Source organism: Bacillus sp. EU55, from assembly GCF_038005925.1.
In the GTDB taxonomy this organism is placed as follows: Bacteria; Bacillota; Bacilli; order Bacillales; family Bacillaceae; genus Bacillus; species Bacillus velezensis.
This window is the reverse complement of sequence record NZ_JBBOUE010000001.1, coordinates 1,583,193-1,602,869: the sequence shown is the minus strand read 5'-3', so window position 1 is coordinate 1,602,869 and position 19,677 is coordinate 1,583,193. Positions and strand designations below refer to the sequence as shown.

The 19,677-nt window shown below is 44.7% G+C and carries 22 protein-coding genes and 1 pseudogene; 8 read left to right on the top strand and 15 right to left on the bottom strand.

Translation table 11 applies throughout. The features are described 5' to 3' along the window. Positions 1-149: 149 nt before the first annotated feature. On the top strand, positions 150-776 hold the full coding sequence (locus tag NYE50_RS08330) for a YhcN/YlaJ family sporulation lipoprotein (RefSeq protein ID WP_159354122.1): 627 nt from the start codon (positions 150-152) through the stop codon (positions 774-776). A 102-nt stretch (positions 777-878) separates the two neighbouring features. Continuing rightward, on the top strand, positions 879-1,088 hold the full coding sequence (locus tag NYE50_RS08325; RefSeq protein ID WP_159354121.1) for a YlaI family protein: 210 nt from the start codon (positions 879-881) through the stop codon (positions 1,086-1,088). 41 nt (positions 1,089-1,129) lie between these two features. On the opposite strand, the gene NYE50_RS08320 is transcribed toward NYE50_RS08325, so the two are convergent. Together NYE50_RS08320 and typA are read right to left on the bottom strand one after the other, a co-directional pair. Beyond that, entirely contained in the window at positions 1,130-1,450 is a 321-nt protein-coding gene (locus tag NYE50_RS08320) for a YlaH-like family protein (protein ID WP_015239793.1), read from the bottom strand. 55 nt (positions 1,451-1,505) lie between these two features. After that, the gene (gene typA, locus NYE50_RS08315) at positions 1,506-3,344 is read right to left on the bottom strand and encodes a translational GTPase TypA (protein ID WP_016936244.1); all 1,839 of its coding nucleotides are present in this window, start codon (positions 3,342-3,344) and stop codon (positions 1,506-1,508) included. 111 nt (positions 3,345-3,455) lie between these two features. Here typA and NYE50_RS08310 point away from each other — a divergent pair, with 111 nt between their 5' ends. Beyond that, positions 3,456-3,644 carry a YlaF family protein gene (locus NYE50_RS08310; protein WP_016936245.1) on the top strand — a complete coding sequence of 63 codons (189 nt, stop codon included), beginning with the start codon at positions 3,456-3,458 and terminating at the stop codon, positions 3,642-3,644. Positions 3,645-3,953: 309 nt separating this feature from the next. Next, complete coding sequence (locus NYE50_RS08305; RefSeq protein WP_021493730.1) at positions 3,954-4,571, top strand: hypothetical protein; 618 nt, start codon at positions 3,954-3,956, stop codon at positions 4,569-4,571. Positions 4,572-4,609: 38 nt separating this feature from the next. On the opposite strand, the gene NYE50_RS08300 is transcribed toward NYE50_RS08305, so the two are convergent. Together NYE50_RS08300 and NYE50_RS08295 are read right to left on the bottom strand one after the other, a co-directional pair. After that, positions 4,610-4,903 carry an anti-sigma factor family protein gene (locus NYE50_RS08300; RefSeq protein ID WP_007409673.1) on the bottom strand — a complete coding sequence of 98 codons (294 nt, stop codon included), beginning with the start codon at positions 4,901-4,903 and terminating at the stop codon, positions 4,610-4,612. Further along, positions 4,900-5,034 (bottom strand): annotated as a pseudogene (locus NYE50_RS08295) (RNA polymerase sigma factor); the annotation flags it as partial. The gene NYE50_RS08300 and the pseudogene NYE50_RS08295, both read right to left, overlap by 4 nt. A gap of 365 nt (positions 5,035-5,399) precedes the next feature. On the opposite strand from NYE50_RS08295, the gene NYE50_RS08290 reads away from it, so the two are divergent. Continuing rightward, positions 5,400-6,965, top strand: coding sequence for a M4 family metallopeptidase (locus NYE50_RS08290; RefSeq protein ID WP_007409672.1), 1,566 nt, complete (start codon positions 5,400-5,402; stop codon positions 6,963-6,965). Positions 6,966-7,016: 51 nt separating this feature from the next. Here the strand turns inward: NYE50_RS08290 and NYE50_RS08285 are convergent, their stop codons facing one another. The 3 genes from NYE50_RS08285 to NYE50_RS08275 form a co-directional block, all read right to left on the bottom strand. Then, complete coding sequence (locus NYE50_RS08285; RefSeq protein WP_060561733.1) at positions 7,017-7,469, bottom strand: GNAT family N-acetyltransferase; 453 nt, start codon at positions 7,467-7,469, stop codon at positions 7,017-7,019. Further along, complete coding sequence (gene suhB, locus NYE50_RS08280) at positions 7,456-8,253, bottom strand: inositol-1-monophosphatase (RefSeq protein WP_007611181.1); 798 nt, start codon at positions 8,251-8,253, stop codon at positions 7,456-7,458. Before suhB ends, NYE50_RS08285 begins: the two co-directional genes overlap by 14 nt. Positions 8,254-8,386: 133 nt before the next feature. Continuing rightward, positions 8,387-8,575, bottom strand: a complete 189-nt coding sequence (locus NYE50_RS08275) for a hypothetical protein (RefSeq protein WP_159354706.1) — start codon at positions 8,573-8,575, stop codon at positions 8,387-8,389. 235 nt (positions 8,576-8,810) lie between these two features. On the opposite strand from NYE50_RS08275, the gene NYE50_RS08270 reads away from it, so the two are divergent. Beyond that, a complete protein-coding gene (locus NYE50_RS08270) occupies positions 8,811-9,443 on the top strand; it encodes a DUF1054 domain-containing protein (RefSeq protein ID WP_159354120.1) in 633 nt (210 codons plus the stop codon). 34 nt (positions 9,444-9,477) lie between these two features. On the opposite strand, the gene NYE50_RS08265 is transcribed toward NYE50_RS08270, so the two are convergent. Beyond that, entirely contained in the window at positions 9,478-9,744 is a 267-nt protein-coding gene (locus tag NYE50_RS08265; protein WP_007409667.1) for a UPF0223 family protein, read from the bottom strand. A gap of 179 nt (positions 9,745-9,923) precedes the next feature. Between NYE50_RS08265 and NYE50_RS08260 the strand changes: the two genes are divergently transcribed. Then, positions 9,924-11,396 carry an aminotransferase class I/II-fold pyridoxal phosphate-dependent enzyme gene (locus tag NYE50_RS08260; RefSeq protein WP_159354119.1) on the top strand — a complete coding sequence of 491 codons (1,473 nt, stop codon included), beginning with the start codon at positions 9,924-9,926 and terminating at the stop codon, positions 11,394-11,396. A 47-nt stretch (positions 11,397-11,443) separates the two neighbouring features. Here the strand turns inward: NYE50_RS08260 and NYE50_RS08255 are convergent, their stop codons facing one another. Both NYE50_RS08255 and NYE50_RS08250 read right to left on the bottom strand, forming a co-directional pair. Next, positions 11,444-11,563: a GapA-binding peptide SR1P gene (locus NYE50_RS08255; protein ID WP_003154518.1), complete on the bottom strand. Its 120-nt coding sequence runs from the start codon at positions 11,561-11,563 to the stop codon at positions 11,444-11,446. Positions 11,564-11,676: 113 nt separating this feature from the next. Then, positions 11,677-12,477: a polysaccharide deacetylase family protein gene (locus NYE50_RS08250; RefSeq protein WP_104843323.1), complete on the bottom strand. Its 801-nt coding sequence runs from the start codon at positions 12,475-12,477 to the stop codon at positions 11,677-11,679. A gap of 248 nt (positions 12,478-12,725) precedes the next feature. On the opposite strand from NYE50_RS08250, the gene NYE50_RS08245 reads away from it, so the two are divergent. Next, positions 12,726-13,100, top strand: a complete 375-nt coding sequence (locus NYE50_RS08245) for a hypothetical protein (protein ID WP_159354118.1) — start codon at positions 12,726-12,728, stop codon at positions 13,098-13,100. 47 nt (positions 13,101-13,147) lie between these two features. On the opposite strand, the gene lpdA is transcribed toward NYE50_RS08245, so the two are convergent. The 5 genes from lpdA to NYE50_RS08220 form a co-directional block, all read right to left on the bottom strand. Next, positions 13,148-14,560, bottom strand: coding sequence for a dihydrolipoyl dehydrogenase (gene lpdA, locus NYE50_RS08240; protein WP_007409663.1), 1,413 nt, complete (start codon positions 14,558-14,560; stop codon positions 13,148-13,150). Positions 14,561-14,564: 4 nt separating this feature from the next. Further along, positions 14,565-15,893, bottom strand: a complete 1,329-nt coding sequence (gene pdhC / locus NYE50_RS08235) for a pyruvate dehydrogenase complex dihydrolipoyllysine-residue acetyltransferase (RefSeq protein ID WP_014417649.1) — start codon at positions 15,891-15,893, stop codon at positions 14,565-14,567. 122 nt (positions 15,894-16,015) lie between these two features. After that, a complete protein-coding gene (gene pdhB / locus NYE50_RS08230) occupies positions 16,016-16,993 on the bottom strand; it encodes a pyruvate dehydrogenase complex E1 component subunit beta (RefSeq protein WP_003154528.1) in 978 nt (325 codons plus the stop codon). A 3-nt stretch (positions 16,994-16,996) separates the two neighbouring features. Then, on the bottom strand, positions 16,997-18,112 hold the full coding sequence (pdhA, locus tag NYE50_RS08225; RefSeq protein ID WP_007611171.1) for a pyruvate dehydrogenase (acetyl-transferring) E1 component subunit alpha: 1,116 nt from the start codon (positions 18,110-18,112) through the stop codon (positions 16,997-16,999). Positions 18,113-18,581: 469 nt separating this feature from the next. Continuing rightward, on the bottom strand, positions 18,582-19,673 hold the full coding sequence (locus tag NYE50_RS08220; protein WP_014417648.1) for a serine hydrolase domain-containing protein: 1,092 nt from the start codon (positions 19,671-19,673) through the stop codon (positions 18,582-18,584). Between the last annotated feature and the right edge of the window lie 4 nt (positions 19,674-19,677).

The following is a 19,677-nucleotide window of genomic DNA, read 5'->3' as shown; positions in this document are numbered from 1 at the left end:
CCTCCTGAAAAATAAGGATCAAAGCCCAGCGTGTGCTTCTCTTTTCGTGAAAAACGGGGATGCCTGCTAAAATATATGATTTGGTGAATAAAGATAGAAGGTTAATTCAACAATAAAAGAAATGAAAGCATTAAAGGAGGGAATCTGACGTGCGAATTCTTTTCATTATCATACAAGCTTTATTTATTCTGACCGGCTGCACCGCTGTACAGGACGGCCGCGGGCGCAGCAATATCCAAAACGAATCAACCGATCAGGGCGGAGCAAAACCGATTCATGTGAGTGATACAGCTCCTGAAACAGCTGCGAATCCCGGCCGGACAGACATTGCAAAGCATCTAGTCGAAGTGACTGAAAAAATCCCAGGCATTACAGATGCCACCGCGGTCGTACTCGGAAGATACTCAGTCGTCGGAATCGATGTGTATGACAATTTAGAACGGAGCAAAGTGGAAAGCATTAAATACACCGTTGCCCAAGCGTTAAAAAACGATCCTTACGGCGCCAATGCCGTTGTCGTCGCTGATCCTGATACAGTCTCCCGCCTGAGAGGCATGGGCAGCGATATTAAGGCCGGACGTCCGGTTTCAGGCATTTTAGACGAACTCGCCGCCATCGTCGGACGTGTCATGCCGGAAGTTCCGAATGATGTGACCGACAATGAAAAAGAATCACCGACTAAATCGAATGATGACCAGCTGAACCAAAGAGAGCAGAACAAGCTGCATAAAGAGCAGAATGATCAATCGGATCATCACATGAATAACCGCCGGTAAAAAGCAGCGCCCGCTACAAAGGAAGGGCGCTGCTTTCTTTCCCTTTGGCAGGCGGGTCATCCATGATATAATGCTTGTCATAGTGAAAGAGGTGAAAAATCAATGAGAGTTAAATGTTCCATTTGCGACAAAATTGAACAAATTGATGATGAAACACTGACAGCCAAACGCCTCCGCAACCGTCCGATTCATACATATATGTGCCAGGAATGCCATGACCGAATCAAAGTCAAAACAGAGGCGCGGCTGAATACCGGACACTTCCCCTTTCATTCAGGGCAAAAAACGAAAAAAGATAAAGTGAAAAAATAAACCAATAAAAAAATGACCCGCCGAAAGGCAAGGTCATTTTTTTATTGCGGTTTAGCTGACTGGCTTTTTTTGGACTGGTGCAGACGGATTTTGTAAATGATCAAAATCAAGGCGGCGACAACAAGCCCTTCTCCGACCGGCAGAAACACACCGAAAAAAGTCAGCACGGTGCAGCCGAGCACAAGAAAGAGATAAACTGCCGCAGCCTTTAAAACCGGCAGCCTTTTGGCAAAGCCGAGTTTAAATACAATCACCGAGAGCACGACGATCGTTCCGTATAACAGCCACATTCCCGTCAGCGGATGCTCATCCACTTGGTAAAGCGCAGCAAAGAACGACAGCCGTTCACTTACTTCATTCAAAAAGATCCCCTCCCCTTTTCCGTTCGGGTTCTATCTTTTCAAATTCTGCAAGTGATTAAGACATTCCTGCTGTTTTTTTCTTTTTCGCCGCTTTTTCACGTTCGTTTTTGTTCAGGATTTTCTTTCTTAAACGGATGGATTCCGGTGTTACTTCACAGTATTCATCATCGTTTAAGTACTCGAGTGATTCTTCAAGCGACATAATGCGCGCTTTCTTAATCGTAGTCGTTTGATCCTTCGTTGCGGAACGGACGTTTGTCTGCTGTTTCATTTTGCTGACATTGACGACAAGGTCATTGTCACGGTTATGTTCGCCGACAATCATGCCTTCATATACTTCTGTGCCCGGCTCAACGAAGATGACGCCGCGGTCTTCAATACCTTGAATTCCGTAAGATGTCGCTTTTCCATTTTCCATGGAAACGAGCACACCCTGACGTCGGCCTCCGACTTGGCCTTTTTGCATCGGCTGATAGCTGTCAAACGTGTGGTTCAGGATACCGAAACCGCGTGTCAGTGACAGAAACTCAGTAGAATAGCCGATGAGCCCGCGTGAAGGTACGGTAAAGATCAGGCGGACCTGGCCGTTTCCGTTATTAATCATATCGAGCATTTCGCCTTTTCTCGCACCCATTGATTCCATAACAGAACCGGTATGCTCTTCAGGCACGTCAATCTGCACGCGCTCAACAGGCTCGCAGCTTACGCCGTCAATTTCCTTAATGATAACTTCAGGTTTAGACACTTGAAGCTCATAGCCTTCGCGGCGCATGTTTTCAATTAAAATAGACAGGTGAAGCTCACCGCGTCCTGAAACAACCCATGCGTCAGGCGATGCCGTCGGTTCGACACGAAGACTGACGTCTGTTTGAAGCTGTGCGTTCAGACGCTCTTCAATTTTACGGGCTGTGACATATTTGCCTTCACGGCCTGCAAACGGGCTGTTGTTTACGACAAATGTCATTTGAAGCGTAGGCTCATCAATACGCAGAACCGGCAGCGGCTCATGGTGGTCAGCCGGACAAACCGTTTCACCGACGTTGATGTCTTCCATACCGGAAACGGCAACGAGGTCTCCCGCTCTCGCTTCTTCAATTTCCACGCGTTTCAATCCTTGGAAACCGAAGATTTTCGTTACACGGAATGATTTGACCGTTCCGTCAAGTTTCATCAATGAAACCTGCTGGCCGACTTTCATCGTGCCGCGGAAAACGCGTCCGATACCGATACGGCCGACATAGTCATTGTAATCAAGAAGCGCCACTTGGAATTGAAGAGGCTCTTCGGCGTTATCAACCGGTGCAGGGACATGTTCAAGAATCGTTTCATACAGTGATTCCATGTTTTCGTCCTGCTTTTTCGGATCAAGACTTGCCGTTCCGTTAATCGCAGAAGCGTAGACGACAGGGAACTCAAGCTGTTCTTCGTTTGCATCCAGCTCGATGAACAGATCAAGCACTTCATCAATGACTTCTTCCGGGCGGGCGAAATCACGGTCGATTTTGTTTACGACGACAACCGGATTTAAGTTCTGCTCAAGGGCTTTCTTCAGAACGAAACGGGTTTGCGGCATGCAGCCTTCATATGCGTCAACGACTAACAGAACGCCGTCAACCATTTTCATAATCCGTTCAACCTCTCCGCCGAAGTCGGCGTGTCCCGGAGTGTCCAAAATATTAATGCGTGTATCTTTATAGTTAATCGCAGTATTTTTCGCGAGAATTGTAATACCGCGTTCACGTTCAAGATCGTTTGAATCCATTGCGCGTTCGGCAATATTTTCGTTGGCACGGAATGTTCCGGCTTGGTGAAGCAATTGGTCTACCAAAGTCGTTTTCCCATGGTCAACGTGGGCAATAATCGCGATATTGCGAAGATCGTTTCGAAGTTTCACATTTTCATCTCCTAAAAAAATTAGATAACTTTCATATTATACCACACATCCTCTTTAAAAGCGTCACGTTTTTCTGTAAACTGAAAGTATGACGTTAAAGGGGATGGAAATATGAAAAAATTGAATTGGCTCTTATTATTATTTGCATTCGCAGCAGTCTTCAGCATGATGCTGATCGGCGTATCAATCGCTGAGAAAAGCGCATGGGGTGTCATCGGAAGCATTGTTCTCGTTATCGCCATGATGGGAAGCGGTTTCACTGTAAAGAAAAAAATGCGCGAACAGGGACTGCTTGATTAAAAGCATGACCCTTTGCAAAATTCCGTAAACATGAAAAGCACAATATTGTATGAAGCCTGAATGAAAAATTCAGGCTTTTTTGCATCCTCAAAACCGGCGGGATGTAAGGCTTATCTCCCCCGCCGCCTAGTCAGGAAGCCGGAAACAGCGGCATGCATCCTAGTGACAACAGCAGAGTCCGTCAGAAAAGGCAGCCGGAATTAGTCCGGCATCGTTATGCAGAAAATACCAAACTTCCTATTTCAATTCCATCACTGGCTTTTTATACTTGTGGCTGTAAGCAAATACACATAACAAGGAGAGAACGAAATGAAAACATCTTTTTTGAAGAAAACCGCTGTAACTGCCGCCGCAACCGCCTCAGCCGCCTTGCTTGCATTCAGTCCGCTTGATTCTGCCGGCGCAAAAACGATCCAGGCAAATGAACCGCATATCCTGCAGGCTTCCGCAGAGAAAACACCGGAAGACGCGGCAAAACTCATTGACATCATCAGCCAATCGATTTACGAAAAAGACGGTGTCTATTATTTTGACAGCGAAAAAGCGGTGGAATTGGGATTAGATCAAGAACAAGCCCAGATCATTCAAAAGCTGTGGGACAGTTCAACCGAATTTTTAACCGTTCTTTCCCAATGTATTGAGAAAACGGACGGCGAATATACATTTAATAAAGAAAAAGCGGTGGAGCTCGGCTTTACGGAAAAAGAGGCCCTTATCGTTGATCAGCTGTTCACCGCTTTTTCCCAAAGTCTTCATATCCTTCAATCTGCGCTGATTGAAGAAGACGGTGTGTATACGTTTGATCAGAACCTTGCTGAAAAAGCAGGAGCAGGAAAAAAAGAAGCAAAGCTGTGTGCCGGATTCTTTAATTCACTGCCCCAGGAATTGCTTGAAGGCATTTATACAGCCTTTCATCCGGCTGAGTAAACGGATTAAAACGCCCGGTCATTCAGCCGGGCGTTTTTTTAAATCAGCAGTTTAAGGATCAGCATGATAAAGAAAACAGCGCCGAACAAACAGGCTGCTTTTATCAGCAGCTTCCCGTAATACCGTTCCTTAAACCGCCTTTCTTCTTCTGCATAACAGGCTGGCGCCTTCATCTCAGGGCTGCCGAGGTCAAGCGGCTCCTTCATCATATGATATAAACTCCCGCACTTACCGCATGATTCAAGATGGCGGGAAATAAACCGCTCCGTTTCTGTTTCACAATCGCCTTCAATATATAAAGGGAGTAAATCCCTCACTAAACAGCAAGTCATATCTGTCCGTCCTTCCTTTTTTCCGCCAAGTGCTGTTTCAGCTGCATTCTCGCCCTGTACAGGGTGCTCTTCACCTTCGAAAGACTCCAGTCCAAAACATCAGCAATCTCTTCGTAAGACAGCTCTTGAAATATCTGTCGAAATGCTGAATAAAATGACTGAAAATCTCTGACATCTGAAACAATCCTTTTCGTTTATTAAGGCCTCACCCGTTTAGACAAACGGCTATAAAAAAGTTTTACAAATCGGAACATTTTTCCCCTATCATTTTTCCCGACTTCATTTGTCATTTTTTTCAGAATAAATCGCATCATTCGACTCATGTCTGATTCAACACGTGCCTCTCGGCTTATCCCCCGATGCTGGCCGACGGAAGCCTTTCCGGGACGATTCTATCAATTCATCAGCGGAGTCTAGTTTTATATTGCAGAATGAGAGAATGCTGGTTTATTATAACAATATAAGTTTTCATTATTTTCAAAAAGGGGGATTTATTGTGGGTTTAGGTAAGAAATTGTCTGTTGCTGTCGCCGCTTCCTTTATGAGTTTAACCATCAGTCTTCCGGGTGTTCAGGCCGCTGAGAATCCTCAGCTTAAAGAAAACCTGACGAACTTTGTGCCGAAGCATTCTTTGGTGCAATCTGAATTGCCTTCAGTCAGTGACAAAGCAATCAAGCAATACTTGAAACAAAACGGCAAAGTCTTCAAAGGCAATCCTTCTGAGAGACTGAAGCTGATTGACCACACGACCGATGATCTCGGCTACAAGCACTTCCGTTATGTGCCTGTCGTTAACGGTGTGCCTGTGAAAGACTCGCAAGTCATTATTCACGTCGATAAATCCAACAATGTCTATGCGATTAACGGAGAATTAAACAACGATGCTTCTGCCAAAACGGCAAACAGCAAAAAATTATCTGCAAATCAAGCGCTGGATCATGCTTTTAAAGCAATCGGCAAATCACCTGAAGCCGTCTCTAACGGCAACGTTGCAAACAAAAACAAAGCCGAGCTGAAAGCAGCGGCCACAAAAGACGGTAAATACCGCCTCGCCTATGATGTAACCATCCGCTACATCGAACCGGAACCAGCTAACTGGGAAGTAACCGTTGATGCGGAGACAGGGAAAGTCCTGAAAAAGCAAAACAAAGTGGAGCATGCCGCTGCAACCGGAACAGGTACGACTCTTAAAGGAAAAACGGTCTCATTAAATATTTCTTCTGAAAGCGGCAAATATGTAATGCGTGATCTTTCTAAACCTACCGGAACGCAAATTATTACGTACGATCTGCAAAACCGACAGTATAACCTGCCGGGCACGCTCGTATCAAGCACTACCAACCAGTTCACAACTTCTTCTCAGCGCGCTGCCGTTGATGCGCATTACAATCTCGGCAAAGTGTACGATTATTTCTATCAGACGTTTAAACGCAACAGTTACGACAATAAAGGCGGCAAAATCGTATCTTCCGTTCATTACGGCAGCAAATACAATAACGCGGCCTGGATCGGCGACCAAATGATTTACGGTGACGGTGACGGCTCATTCTTCTCGCCTCTTTCCGGTTCAATGGACGTAACGGCCCATGAAATGACACACGGTGTTACACAGGAAACAGCCAACCTGAACTATGAAAATCAGCCGGGCGCTTTAAACGAATCCTTCTCTGATGTATTCGGATACTTCAATGATACTGAGGACTGGGATATCGGTGAAGATATTACGGTCAGCCAGCCGGCTCTCCGCAGTTTATCCACTCCGACAAAATACGGACAGCCCGACCATTACAAAAATTATCAAAACCTTCCGAACACTGATGCCGGCGACTACGGCGGCGTGCATACAAACAGCGGAATTCCGAACAAAGCCGCTTACAACACGATTACAAAAATCGGCGTGAAAAAAGCGGAGCAGATTTACTACCGCGCACTAACGGTATATCTCACTCCGTCATCAAACTTTAAAGATGCAAAAGCAGCTTTGATTCAATCAGCGCGGGACCTTTACGGCTCTCAAGACGCTGCAAGCGTAGAAGCGGCCTGGAATGCGGTCGGCTTGTAAACAAGAAAAGAGACCGGAGAAATCCGGTCTCTTTTTTATATCTGAAACATTTCACAATGGCTTCACCATGATCATATATGTCTTTTCACGATCGTCTTTTTCAAGCTTAAGCTGTTCAAAGCCGCATTGGCTTAAAAACAAAACCCATTCCTGCCTGTCCAGGGGAACGGCTGAAAACATCGCTTTATGCTCCCCTCTCAGCCGGCCCGCAATCTCTTCAATGACCGCGCGTCCGATTCCTTTCTCTTTTGCTTCCGGAGCGACGGCCACGGTTCCGAGCCACGGTTTTCCGTTTGAAGGCGCCCATTCCAAATGAAAACTGACGGCGGCAGGAGCGCCGTCAATCTCCCATACGAGCCATGTTCCATTGTACATGGAGTATGCAAGCATAAACTCCGCCGCATTTTTTGTTCCGAACTCTTCGTTTTTCCACACCGGGTGTGATGTCGCCAGCTGCTCCAGAAACCCGAGATCTTCTTCTTCAAAATCTCTACCTGTCAGCATGTAAATAGTCGTCAAAGATAATTTTATGTATTGCCGGATTGCCCGCAAGCACGCTGTGGTTGTCTAAAAACGTAAACGGTTCGCCGTCTGTGGTCGTGTAAATGCCCCCGACTTCGTTCAGCAGCACGCAGCCGGCAGCGTAATCCCACGGCGCGAGCCTCATCGTAATGTATGCGTCAATGCGGCCGGCCGCAACACTGGCCAGCTCAAGTGCCGCCGAACCGTAGGAACGCGTTCCTCTGACCCGTTTTACGAGCGGCGCCAAAATACTCGGGTCAATCCTTCTGTTTTCCGTCACCCATGTGGCATTGATTGCAATAATGGCTTCTTCAATGGAAGCTTCTTTTAAAGGAGCAAGCGGCGTGTCGTTCAGATAAGCCCCTTTTCCGCTGAATGCGTGATACAGTTCGTCCTGCATCACATCATAAATTAAGCCGATTTTGCCTTTTCCGTCTTCAAAGATGCCGATGGAGATCGCGAAATGCCGCTTTTGATGGACAAAATTCATCGTTCCGTCAATCGGATCAATGATCCAGACGATTCCGTCAAGGGAGCGGAGTTTATCCCCCTGCCCTTCTTCTCCGAGAATCCGGTGTCCGGGAAAAGTTCCTTGTATACGGTCAATGAAAAAGCGCTCCGTCTCTTTATCAATATTTGTGACTAAATCATTCGGATTTGATTTTGTTTCAATCGTCAAGCTTTCCTGCATGGATTGTCTGATTCTCGTTCCGGCTTCTTTTACCCATTTTTTTGCGATATCATCAATTTCCGTCCAATTTGTCATACCGTGTACCTCTTTTCTATGTATAGCTTATTCTATAGCATACTGATAAAGGCGATGAAAAAGCAAGGAAAATGAAAAAAATGCCTTCTCACGTAAAAACGAACCATTTCCTGCGGTTCGTTTTTACTATTCTTTATCCGTTAAGCCGAATCCTTTCTTTTCTGAGACGTTCCAGTTTTCTTTTACTGAGATCGATTTGATCTTCATTCTCTTTTTGCATGGCCTCATACAGGGTTGCCAATTCATAATCAACCTCTAGTCTCCAGACAGCTACACGGTTATTTTTTTCCTCCCTGAATCCTTCCTTCACCACTTGCCTCATTGTCTTTCGCCCCTTCCAGAGATCATTTGTTAAAAAAGCATCCCATTTTTCCAATTTATTAATGATACTTCTTATATCGTATGGAAACTTATATTCGGCTGTAACAACATTCTTAAAATTGTGTGTTTACCTATTCGTTTTTTACCCCAATCCTCTCGGCTCAAACGTTCTCAATGTTTTTGCGGCCGGCGGCGGCTGTGGTAAAATATGAATACTTACGATAAGGAGGAAAAAGATGACTCAGATGCGTTTTACAAAAGAAGACTTCGATACATTTACAATAGAAGGTTTAAATCCGCGCATGGAGGTGTTAAAAGAACAAGTCCGTCCGAAGCTGACCTTGTTAGGAGAGCATTTCGCACCGACATTGTCAGCATTGACAGGCGATGAAATGTTCCCGCATGTCGCCAAGCACGCGAGAAGATCTGTCAACCCGCCGGCTGACAGCTGGGTTGCCTTTGCCAACAGCAAACGCGGGTATAAGAAACTCCCTCACTTTCAGATCGGTTTATGGGACACCCATATGTTTGTATGGTTTGCCATCATTTATGAATCTCCGATAAAAGAGGAATACGGCAGATTGCTGGAAGCGAAGCAGGAGGACATCACAAAACAGATTCCCGGTCATTTTGTATGGTCGCCGGATCATACGAAGCCAGGTGCGTACAAGCAGTCCGACATGGATCAGGAGCAGCTGAAAACATTATTTGAACGCCTGCAGACAGTGAAAAAAGCAGAGCTTTTGTGCGGCATTCAGCTGCAAAAAGAAGACGTGATCAACATGAACAACAATGAATTCCTGCAAACCATTGAAGACGCTTTTAGGAAGCTTTCCTTTTTATACACACTGACTCAGAAAGTCTCATAACATAAAAAGCGGGCCGATTGCCGGCTCGCTTTGTCTACATTTTGATAATCGCTTGATCTGATTGTTTCGCCTGTTTCACAGTCCGATACGGGGAATAGGTGCTGTCAGCTTCAAATTGGCTGCAGATTTTCTTTTCTTCCGCTTTCCCGGGAACGATTTCTTTAAAGCGGCGGTACGCATTCAGAAGTCTGTCTCGGTCAGCTCCTTTTTCATAGGCGTTTTCCACCTGCTGAAAAAAAGCAATGACATCCACGGCCTCCTCTGTCGTCCAGTCCTCATTCATCGGATATTGATATTCCAAATGTCTTCACTCCTTTATAATCATGCTCAAAATAAGCATCTTCCATAGATCATAAATTGTTCTTTACTTTCTTTCAAGTTCATAATATAATTCATTTGTTTTACGTTTAAAAAACGGGTAATAAAACTGAATGTAATACAAACTAATCCGTAGGTATTATGATAAAGGTGGGAAAACAATTGCCGCAACATGAAACACCCCTGTACAGCGGACTGAAAAAGCACGCGGACAGACAGTCTGTCCAATTCCACATTCCGGGCCATAAAAAAGGCGCGGGAATGGACCCGGAATTCAGACAATTTATCGGAGAAAACGCGTTAAGCATAGATTTAATTAATATCGAACCTCTGGATGATTTACATGCGCCAAAGGGCATAATTAAAGAAGCCCAGGATCTGGCCGCTCGAGCATTCGGCGCAGACCATACCTTCTTTTCCGTACAAGGGACGAGCGGCGCCATTATGACGATGGTCATGGCCGTATGCGGACCCGGAGATAAAATCATCATCCCGAGAAACGTTCATAAATCCATTATGTCGGCCATTGTATTTTCCGGAGCGGTGCCGATTTTTATACACCCGGAAATTGACGATGAGCTCGGAATTTCTCACGGCATTACGCTTGAGTCCGCCGAGCGGGCTTTGACGGAGCACCCTGATGCAAAAGGCCTGCTTGTCATAAATCCGACGTACTTCGGTGTGGCAGCTGACTTGAGCAGCATTGTAAAGCTCGCGCATTCTTTCAATGTGCCTGTGCTTGTCGATGAAGCGCACGGCGTGCATATTCATTTTCATGATAAGCTTCCTCTGTCCGCCATGCAGGCGGGCGCTGATATGGCAGCCACAAGCGTGCACAAATTGGGAGGCTCCCTGACGCAGAGTTCCATTTTAAATGTGAGAGAAGGCCTTGTTTCCAAAGAAAGAGTACAGTCGATTTTAAGCATGCTGACGACAACGTCAACATCCTATCTGCTTCTCGCTTCACTGGATGTCGCAAGAAAACGCCTCGCTACAGAAGGCCGCGATCTTCTTGAAGATACGATTCTGCTGGCGGATCAGACACGGGAACGCCTCAATCAAATTGAAGGCATCCGCTGTGTCGGCGAAGAAATCACAGGGTCTAAAGCTGCCTTCAGTTATGATCCGACTAAATTAATCATTTCGGTCAAAAACCTCGGCCTGACGGGGCATGACGTTGAAAAATGGCTCCGCGAATCATATAATATCGAAGTCGAGCTGTCCGATTTGTATAATATTTTATGTATTTTCACCCCCGGAGACAGAGCAGGAGATGCCGACCGTCTTGTAAGCGCGCTTACAGACATTTCAAAGCAGGCTTCCGCCAATGACTATGCTCATCAGCAAACCGAAGTTCTGCTTCCTGAAATTCCTCTGTTAGCGATGACGCCAAGAGACGCGTTTTACGCAAATACGGAAGTCATTCCGTTAAAAGAATCCGCGGGACGGATCATCGCAGAGTTTGTCATGGTGTACCCGCCGGGAATTCCGATCTTTATTCCGGGTGAGATTATTACTGAAGAAAATATCAGCTACATTTTTAAAAACTTGGACGCCGGCCTTCCTGTGCAGGGTCCCGAAGATGCAACGCTTGAAATGATCAGAGTCATCAAAGAGCAAAAAGCCATCCAATAAATATAAAGAAGCCCGAAACGAAATTGTTTCGGGCCTTTTTACGCTTTTTACTCTTCTTCAAGATGACACTGGCATTGTCCGCAGCATGTTCCGTATAACGTCGTGACCTTCTCATCCTCAAAGTAATGAATCGCTTCGTTACAGTCTTGGCAAACAATTGTACCCATCTGTCATTCCCCATTTCTCAGAATTTGAAAACGCTTAATTTTTACTTGTTGTTATTATATTATTATGTCACATTTAATATGTCAACTGATAAATTGTATAACACATTTATTTTTTACGGTCTTTTTATAGCCCGAGGGTCAATCACGGTATATCCTTTATGACGCAATCCTTTTACAATGTCCGGCATGGCTTCAGCCGTCCATTTGCGGTCATGCATCAATATGTTGGCCCCGTCCCGCAGATAAGGACTGCTCAGTGTGATATCGGTAAGCGCTTTTTTGGATTGATATTTCTGATCCCAATCATACCCGAAGGTCCAGTTCATTTTCACCATACCTTCTTTTTTTATAAGTCTGTCACTGTAGTCCGTATTGCTTCCGAAAGGCGCCCTGAAAAATGCGGGTTTCTCTCCTATTACCTTTTCAACCGCTTTATTGACGCCAATGATTTCTTCCCGTTGTTTTTGTTCGGAAAGATCTTTTAAGTTTTGATGAGTCATTGTATGATTTCCGATCATAAAACCTAACTCATGAATATGCTTAAGCGCTTTCTTATTTTCATCTTTTTTCAAAAAATGTCCGTTTACAAAAAAGATCGCTGACGCATTGAGATCATGCAGTTTGTCCGCAATCTCAGCGGCATGCTGATCAGGCGCGTCATCGATCGTTACCAATGCGATCGGTTTTTTCTCTTTCTGTTCATCCATTTTTTCCACAGAAAAGCTTTTCGGATTGATATAGTAACGGGGCTCCGCCTTCTGTTTTTTCTGTTTTTCCTCTTTTATATGGTGGTTTTCCCGTTTGGCGTGATTGGCCGCGGCTTGAGAATGGGGTTTGTTTGTTTGCATTTTTTCATTTGATTGGCAGCCGGCGAGTAAGCACATACATACGACGGCTGCAGCGGCTTTATACATGACAATCCCTCCTGATATGGTTTTGCCCCCAGTATAACGAAAAAACAGCGCTCTCACGAAAAACAATGTGCCTTTTTTACACATCGGCTGCGCAAGTTGTCACACGTATTATTTCTTCATTAAAAACGGTTTCAATTATATAACAATTCAGTAACAAGCCTTAGGTTTTTCACCTCTCGTGATACACTTGATATAGTCCTTATAAATGGATGAACCAATATATTATATAAAACAGAGGAGTAAGATAGATGCGCTACCGTACGGTGATTCCCTTTTTTTTGATGCTGTTCGTTCTGTCAAGCTGTTCGGTTTCTACTGTCAGTCCATTCAAAAAAAACCGGATCGACAGCATTCATCACACTCAAATCTTGTTTTTTTCCGATGAAAATCATATAGATAAAGAAGTGCCTTATTACGATGCGATCCTTGATTTAGAAAAGAAATATCCCCATCATGTCGATCAAATGAAGGTTTATGACAACAGAAAGGGATGGGAAGAGGAAATCAACACGTTCCCTGCGCTGATGGTGATCAATCAGCGGCATGTGGTCATGAAGATTGAGGGATCCGTAAAGAAAAAAGAGGATATCATCAAACCTATGCAGCATGTGCTTGCACAATAAAAACAGCCCCCGCTTTTACAAACGGGGGCTGTTTCTTTGCTACATTATTATTTTACGATATGGATCGGGCTTCCGATTGCTACTTCGGCAGCTTCCATAGTGATTTCGCCCAATGTCGGGTGAGCGTGAATTGTCATTGCGATATCTTCAGCAGTCATTCCGCCTTCGATCGCCAGGCTCAATTCAGAAATCATGTCAGAAGCGCTTGCGCCGGCAATTTGCGCACCGATTACAAGACCGTCTTCTTTACGGGTGATCAGCTTCATGAAGCCGTCAGTTTCGTTAAGAGACAGCGCACGTCCGTTTGCTGCAAACGGGAACTTAGCTGCAACGACTTCAATGCCTTCTTCTTTCGCCTGTGCTTCAGTGTAACCGACAGAAGCCAGTTCAGGCTCAGAGAATACAACCGCCGGAATACCGAGGTAATCGATTTCAGCCGGCTCTCCTGAAATAGCTTCCGCAGCGATTTTACCTTCGTAAGACGCTTTGTGAGCCAATGGAGGTCCGTCAATGATGTCACCGATTGCGTAAATGTTCGGTACGTTTGTGCGGCACTGCTTGTCTGTTTTAATGACACCGCGGTCAGTCATTTCGATACCGACTTGCTCAAGGCCGAGCTCATCAGTGTTCGGACGGCGTCCGACAGTGATTAATACGTAATCAGCATCAACCGTTTTTTCTTCGCCTTTTACTTCGAATGTAACTGTTACGCCGTCAGGTCTTTCTTCAACGCCTTTAGCCATAGCGCTTGTATGGATTTCAACGTTGCCTTTTTTCTTCAGTCTGCGGGTAACGAGAGAACTCATTTGTTTTTCGAAGCCAGGAAGAATTTCATCTCCGCCTTCTAAAATAACCAATTCAGTTCCGAAGTTCGCATACGCTGTTCCAAGCTCAGTACCGATATATCCGCCGCCGATAACAACGAGCTTTTTCGGAATTTCTTTAAGCGCAAGTGCGCCTGTAGAGTTCAGAACGCGTTCGCTATATTTGAAGTTTGGCAATTCGATAGGGCGAGAACCGGTAGCAATGATTGCGTTTTTAAATGTGTATGTTTGCGCAGAGTTCTCATCCATTACGCGGACAGAGTTGCTGTCTACGAAATAAGCTTCCCCTTTTATAACGTCCACTTTATTTCCTTTTAAAAGACCTGCAACACCGCCGGTAAGCTTATTTACAACAGAAGCTTTCCATTCTTGGACTTTTGTAAAGTCAACCGTTACGTTCTCAGCAGTGATTCCCATGTCATCTGAATGTTTTGCATTCTCGTAACGATGGCCTGCATTGATGAGCGCTTTTGAAGGAATACAGCCGACGTTCAGACAAACGCCTCCAAGAGTTGCTTTTTCAACGACTGTTACTTTTTGTCCAAGCTGAGCAGCGCGGATGGCAGCTACATAGCCGCCAGGTCCCGCACCAATCACAAGAGTATCTGTTTCAATAGGGAAATCTCCTACTACCATAACATTACGCCTCCATTAAAATAAGTTGTGGATCGTTCAGTAAACGCTTGATGTGGTTTAACGCATTTTGTGCAGTTGCTCCGTCAATCATACGGTGGTCAAAGCTGAGAGAAAGAGCTAAGACAGGAGCAGCTACAATTTCACCGTCACGGACGATCGCTTTTTCAGCAATACGGCCGATACCGAGAATCGCAACCTCTGGGTGGTTGATAACCGGTGTGAACCATTGGCCTCCGGCAGAACCGATATTTGTGATCGTGCAAGAAGCGCCTTTCATTTCCGCAGGTGCAAGCTTGCCTTCACGCGCTTTTGTAGCAAGGCTGTTGATTTCATCAGAGATTTCGAAAACGGCTTTACGGTCGGCATTTTTCACTACCGGCACAAGCAGGCCTTTTTCGGTATCCGCTGCAATTCCGATGTTGAAGTAATGTTTTTGGATCACTTCATCTGTTTTATCATCAATAGATGTGTTTAAAACAGGGAATTTTTTCAAAGCGGATGTTAATGCTTTGACGACGTAAGGCAGATAAGTCAGCTTGATGCCTTGATCAGCAGCAACTTGTTTGAACTGTTTGCGGTGAGCAACAAGATTTGTTACGTCAACTTCATCCATAAGAGTTACGTGCGGTGCAGTATGCTTAGAGTTCACCATTGCTTTCGCGATCGCTTTACGGATACCGCTCATTTTTTCACGTGTTTCAGGGAATTCGCCTTCAGGAGCCTGAGCCGCTGCAGGTTTAGCTGTTTCCTGAGGTGCAGCTGTTTCTTGCGGTGCCGCTTCTTGAGCCGCTCCTCCATTTGCAAAGCTGTCGATATCTTCTTTTACAACACGTCCGTTATTGCCTGAACCTGTTACTTTACGGATATCCACGCCTTTTTCACGGGCATATTTGCGTACGGAAGGCATCGCGATCACGCGTTTGTTCGGATCAGCTTCCGCTTGGTCCTGCTGTCCTGCGCCGGTTTCTTTTGCAGGCTCTTTAGGAGTCTCTTCTTTAGCGATATCCTGCCCTGCTTCAGCAGACGACTGAACTTGAGCTTCAGTTTTCGCATCTCCTGAATCATGGCTTCCTTTAAATTGAAGATCTTCGTAACCAGGTGCGTCAAACGTAATAATCGTTTGTCCAACAGTTGCAACTGTTCCCTCTTCAACTTTTAATTCTAATACTTTTCCTTTAACAGGTGAAGGAATTTCTACCACTGCTTTATCATTTTGCACTTCAGCCAGAACATCGTCTTCTTCTACCTCGTCGTTCGGCTTAACAAACCATTTTACGATTTCGCCTTCGTGGATACCTTCCCCGATATCCGGAAGTTTAAATTCAAATGCCACAGTTTTCGACCTCCTAGTTGATTAAGCAAATTTTAGTTATGCATTCGCAAGCATTGAACCTAGTAAACAGACTCCTTCATATAGAGAAAAGGACTCTCTTTACCGTCTTTTATGATGCCTGATTAAAATTCAAGAACTTTTTTCGCAGTTTCAAGAACGTCTTTATGGTTTGGAAGCCATACGCTCTCAGCAAGCGAGAAAGGAAATACTGTATCAGGCGCCGCAACACGCAGAACCGGAGCTTCCAGGCTCAGAATCGCGCGGTCATTGATTTCAGCTACAACGTTGGCAGCGATGCCGGCTTGTTTTTGAGCTTCTTGCACGACAATTGCGCGGCCTGTTTTTTCAACAGAAGCAATAATCGTATCAATATCAAGCGGACTTACAGTGCGAAGGTCGATAACTTCAGCAGAAACGCCTTCTTTTTCAAGCTCTTCAGCAGCCTTAAGCGACTCATGAACCATCGCGCCGTATGTGATGATAGAAAGGTCAGTACCTTCGCGTTTCACATCAGCTTTGCCAAGCTCGATTGTGTATTCCTCCTCAGGAACTTCCTGACGGAAAGAACGGTAAAGTTTCATATGCTCTAAGAAAACAACCGGATCATTGTCTCTGATAGAGGCAATCAGCAGTCCTTTTGCATCGTAAGGAGTGGAAGGGATAACAACTTTAATACCCGGCTGCTGAGCGATAAGGCCTTCCAAACTGTCAGCGTGAAGTTCAGGTGTATGAACCCCTCCGCCGAATGGAGAACGGATTGTCACCGGAGAAGTCCAGCGTCCGCCGGAACGGTAGCGGAGACGAGCCATTTGTCCTGAGATTGAATCCATTACTTCATATACGAATCCGAAGAATTGGATTTCCATAACAGGACGGTAATCTTGCAGGCCTAAACCGAGAGCGAGACCGCCGATACCGGATTCAGCAAGCGGCGTGTCAAATACGCGGTCCTCACCGAATTCTTTTTGAAGGCCTTCAGTTGCACGGAATACGCCTCCGGCAACGCCTACATCTTCCCCGAAAAGCAGAACGTTTTCATTGTTTTTCAGTTCTGTGCGTAACGCATCAGTGATCGCTTGAATCATTGTCATTTGCGCCATGGCTTACTTCGACTCCTTCGCTTTGTAAATTTCAAGTTGTTCTTTTAAGTTGAACGTCGGCTCTTCAAACATATTCTCAATCAGCTCTGTTACTTTCGGTTTTGATTCGCCGTCAGCCTTTTTGATAGCTTGTTTGATTTCTTCTTTGGCCTGTTCAATCACTTTGTTCTCTTCTTCTTCAGACCATAGTCCTTTGTTTTCCAAGAACTTGCGGAAACGTACGAGCGGGTCTTTTTGCTCCCATTCATTTTCTATTTCTTTCGTACGGTATTTAGTCGGATCGTCACCGGACATTGTATGAGGTCCGTAACGGAATGTAAGAGTTTCGATCAGAGTCGGACCTTCACCGTTAATTGCGCGCTGGCGTGCTTCTGCGGTTGCAGCGTAAACGGCAAGTGCATCCATTCCGTCTACTTGAACACCTGTAATACCGACGGCAACTGCTTTTTGGGCAATTGTCTGTGCGGATGATTGCTTTTCTACAGGAGTTGAAATCGCATAGCGGTTATTCTGAACAACGAAGATCGCTGGCGCTTTAAATGCTCCGGCAAAGTTCATTCCTTCATAGAAGTCACCTTGAGAAGCTCCGCCGTCACCAGTGTAAGTAATAGCTACCGCTTTTTTACCGCGCTTTTTAAGACCTAAAGCTACACCTGCGGTTTGGATAATTTGAGCACCGATAATAATTTGAGGTGATAAAGCATTTACTCCCTCAGGCATCTGATTACCTTTAAAATGGCCTCTTGAGAACAGGAATGCCTGATGTAAAGGAAGCCCGTGCCAAATCAGCTGAGGAACGTCACGATAACCCGGAAGGATAAAGTCGTCCTGTTCAAGCGCGAAGTGTGATGCAATTTGAGAAGCTTCCTGGCCCGCTGTCGGTGCATAGAAACCTAAACGTCCTTGACGGGAAAGAGAAATTGAACGCTGGTCTAAAATGCGGATATACACCATTCTTCTCATTAATTCCTTTAACTGATCATCTGAAAGATCAGGCATTGCGTCTTTATTTACGACTTCTCCTTCAGCATTTAAAATTTGGAACGTTTCAAACTGCTTATGAATAGCATCAAATTGTTTTTTGCTATCAACAATTGAAGTTTTTGTCTTTGCAGCCATTTTTTAAACCACCTCTTCTTTTGATTTAACAGGGTTAGGATACCGTTAGCCATCCGTATTAAAAACAGTCTTATCATGCTCTGCAATTCTAAAATTAATCATTCAGAAATTCACATAGCGCTTAAGCAAAGATAATGACGTTTAAACTGTACTAATAAAAAAAGATTTTTTATTAGTACAATATGATCAACAACCATAGTTTACAGTAATTAAACAAAGCCGTCAATTATTTATAACCTCATTTTGAAACCGCTTATAAAACTTAAGATCATATTGCGCCAAACTGTACTATAAAAGACTTTAAACTGTATTATAAAAATGCTCTACTGTACTATAATTAAAAAAAATTACAAAGAGTAAATTAAGTTATTTAACTTAGGGGCGGGCTTTGAAAAGATGCCGCGGGATAAAAACGGGCAGTTAGCAATCGTCCCGCCTGCCGAACAGACGGGACGATGCTTTTGTCTAATTATTCAATACCCGCCCACACGATATTCAGCGGCGTCAGCACGGCATGAGGATGAAACTCGGAAATCGGAGTGAAAAATACATACGTAAAATCTTCGGCTGGATCAGAAAACATGCCGCACCAACCCATTCCAAGATGTGAGAAGGTGCCTTCTGTCATGAAATAATGGTCACCGGCCGGCCACAAATTAACGCCTAAACCAAAGCCGCCTTCCTCTCTGGGCGCTCCGAAGAAGTAAAAAGGAAGACCGGGCTTTATTTGATTTCTCAGCATGGCCTCGACTGTTTTTCTTCCAAGCAGCTTCTTATCTTTCAATCTGCCTTTATTTCTAAACATTTCAGCCAACTTCCAAATATCCCGCAACGAAGAGTACAGACCGCTTGTCGCTTTATTCGGAAAATACGGGTGATGACTTTTTTCCAGCTGTACGCACTCGTGTTCATTGATCACACAAACTTCTTCTTTTAAAGCATCAGGCACATAAAAATACGTTCTTTCTAATCCGAGCGCTTCAATAATATGCTTTGTTACATACTGTTCGTAGGATACGCCTGTTACTTTTGAAATAATGATGCCAAGTATAACAAAACCGGTTCTGGAATAGTTCCATGCTTCATCCACTCCGTACTCCAAAGGCGTACTGACCAGATAGTTTATCCATTCTTCCTCATTCGTTAAGTCAATGCCTTCAGCCTTTTGAATATCCAGCTCAAAACTTAATCCCGCCGTATGAGTCAAAAGGTGCAAAATTTTAATTTCTCCGAAACCCGGTTTATCAAACGCAGGCAAAATGAGCTTGACCGGCATTTTCAGATCGAGCAAACCTTTTTCGACGAGCTGCATGACGGCTACAGCGGTAAACACTTTTGTCAAAGAACCGATTTCTCTGATTGTATCAAGCTGAAATGTTTGCTTTTCGTTTTGTCCGCCGGTAAATTCCCCTAACGACTCAGCTGCAAAAACCTCACCTCCTCTTGACATCATATAACTCGCACATTGCAGATCTCCATTGTCTATCATTGTCTGATAATGGCTGTTAAGAGCGTTAATTTGTTTCATATCAAATGCCGGATTGCTTATTGTTTGTTTCATTGTT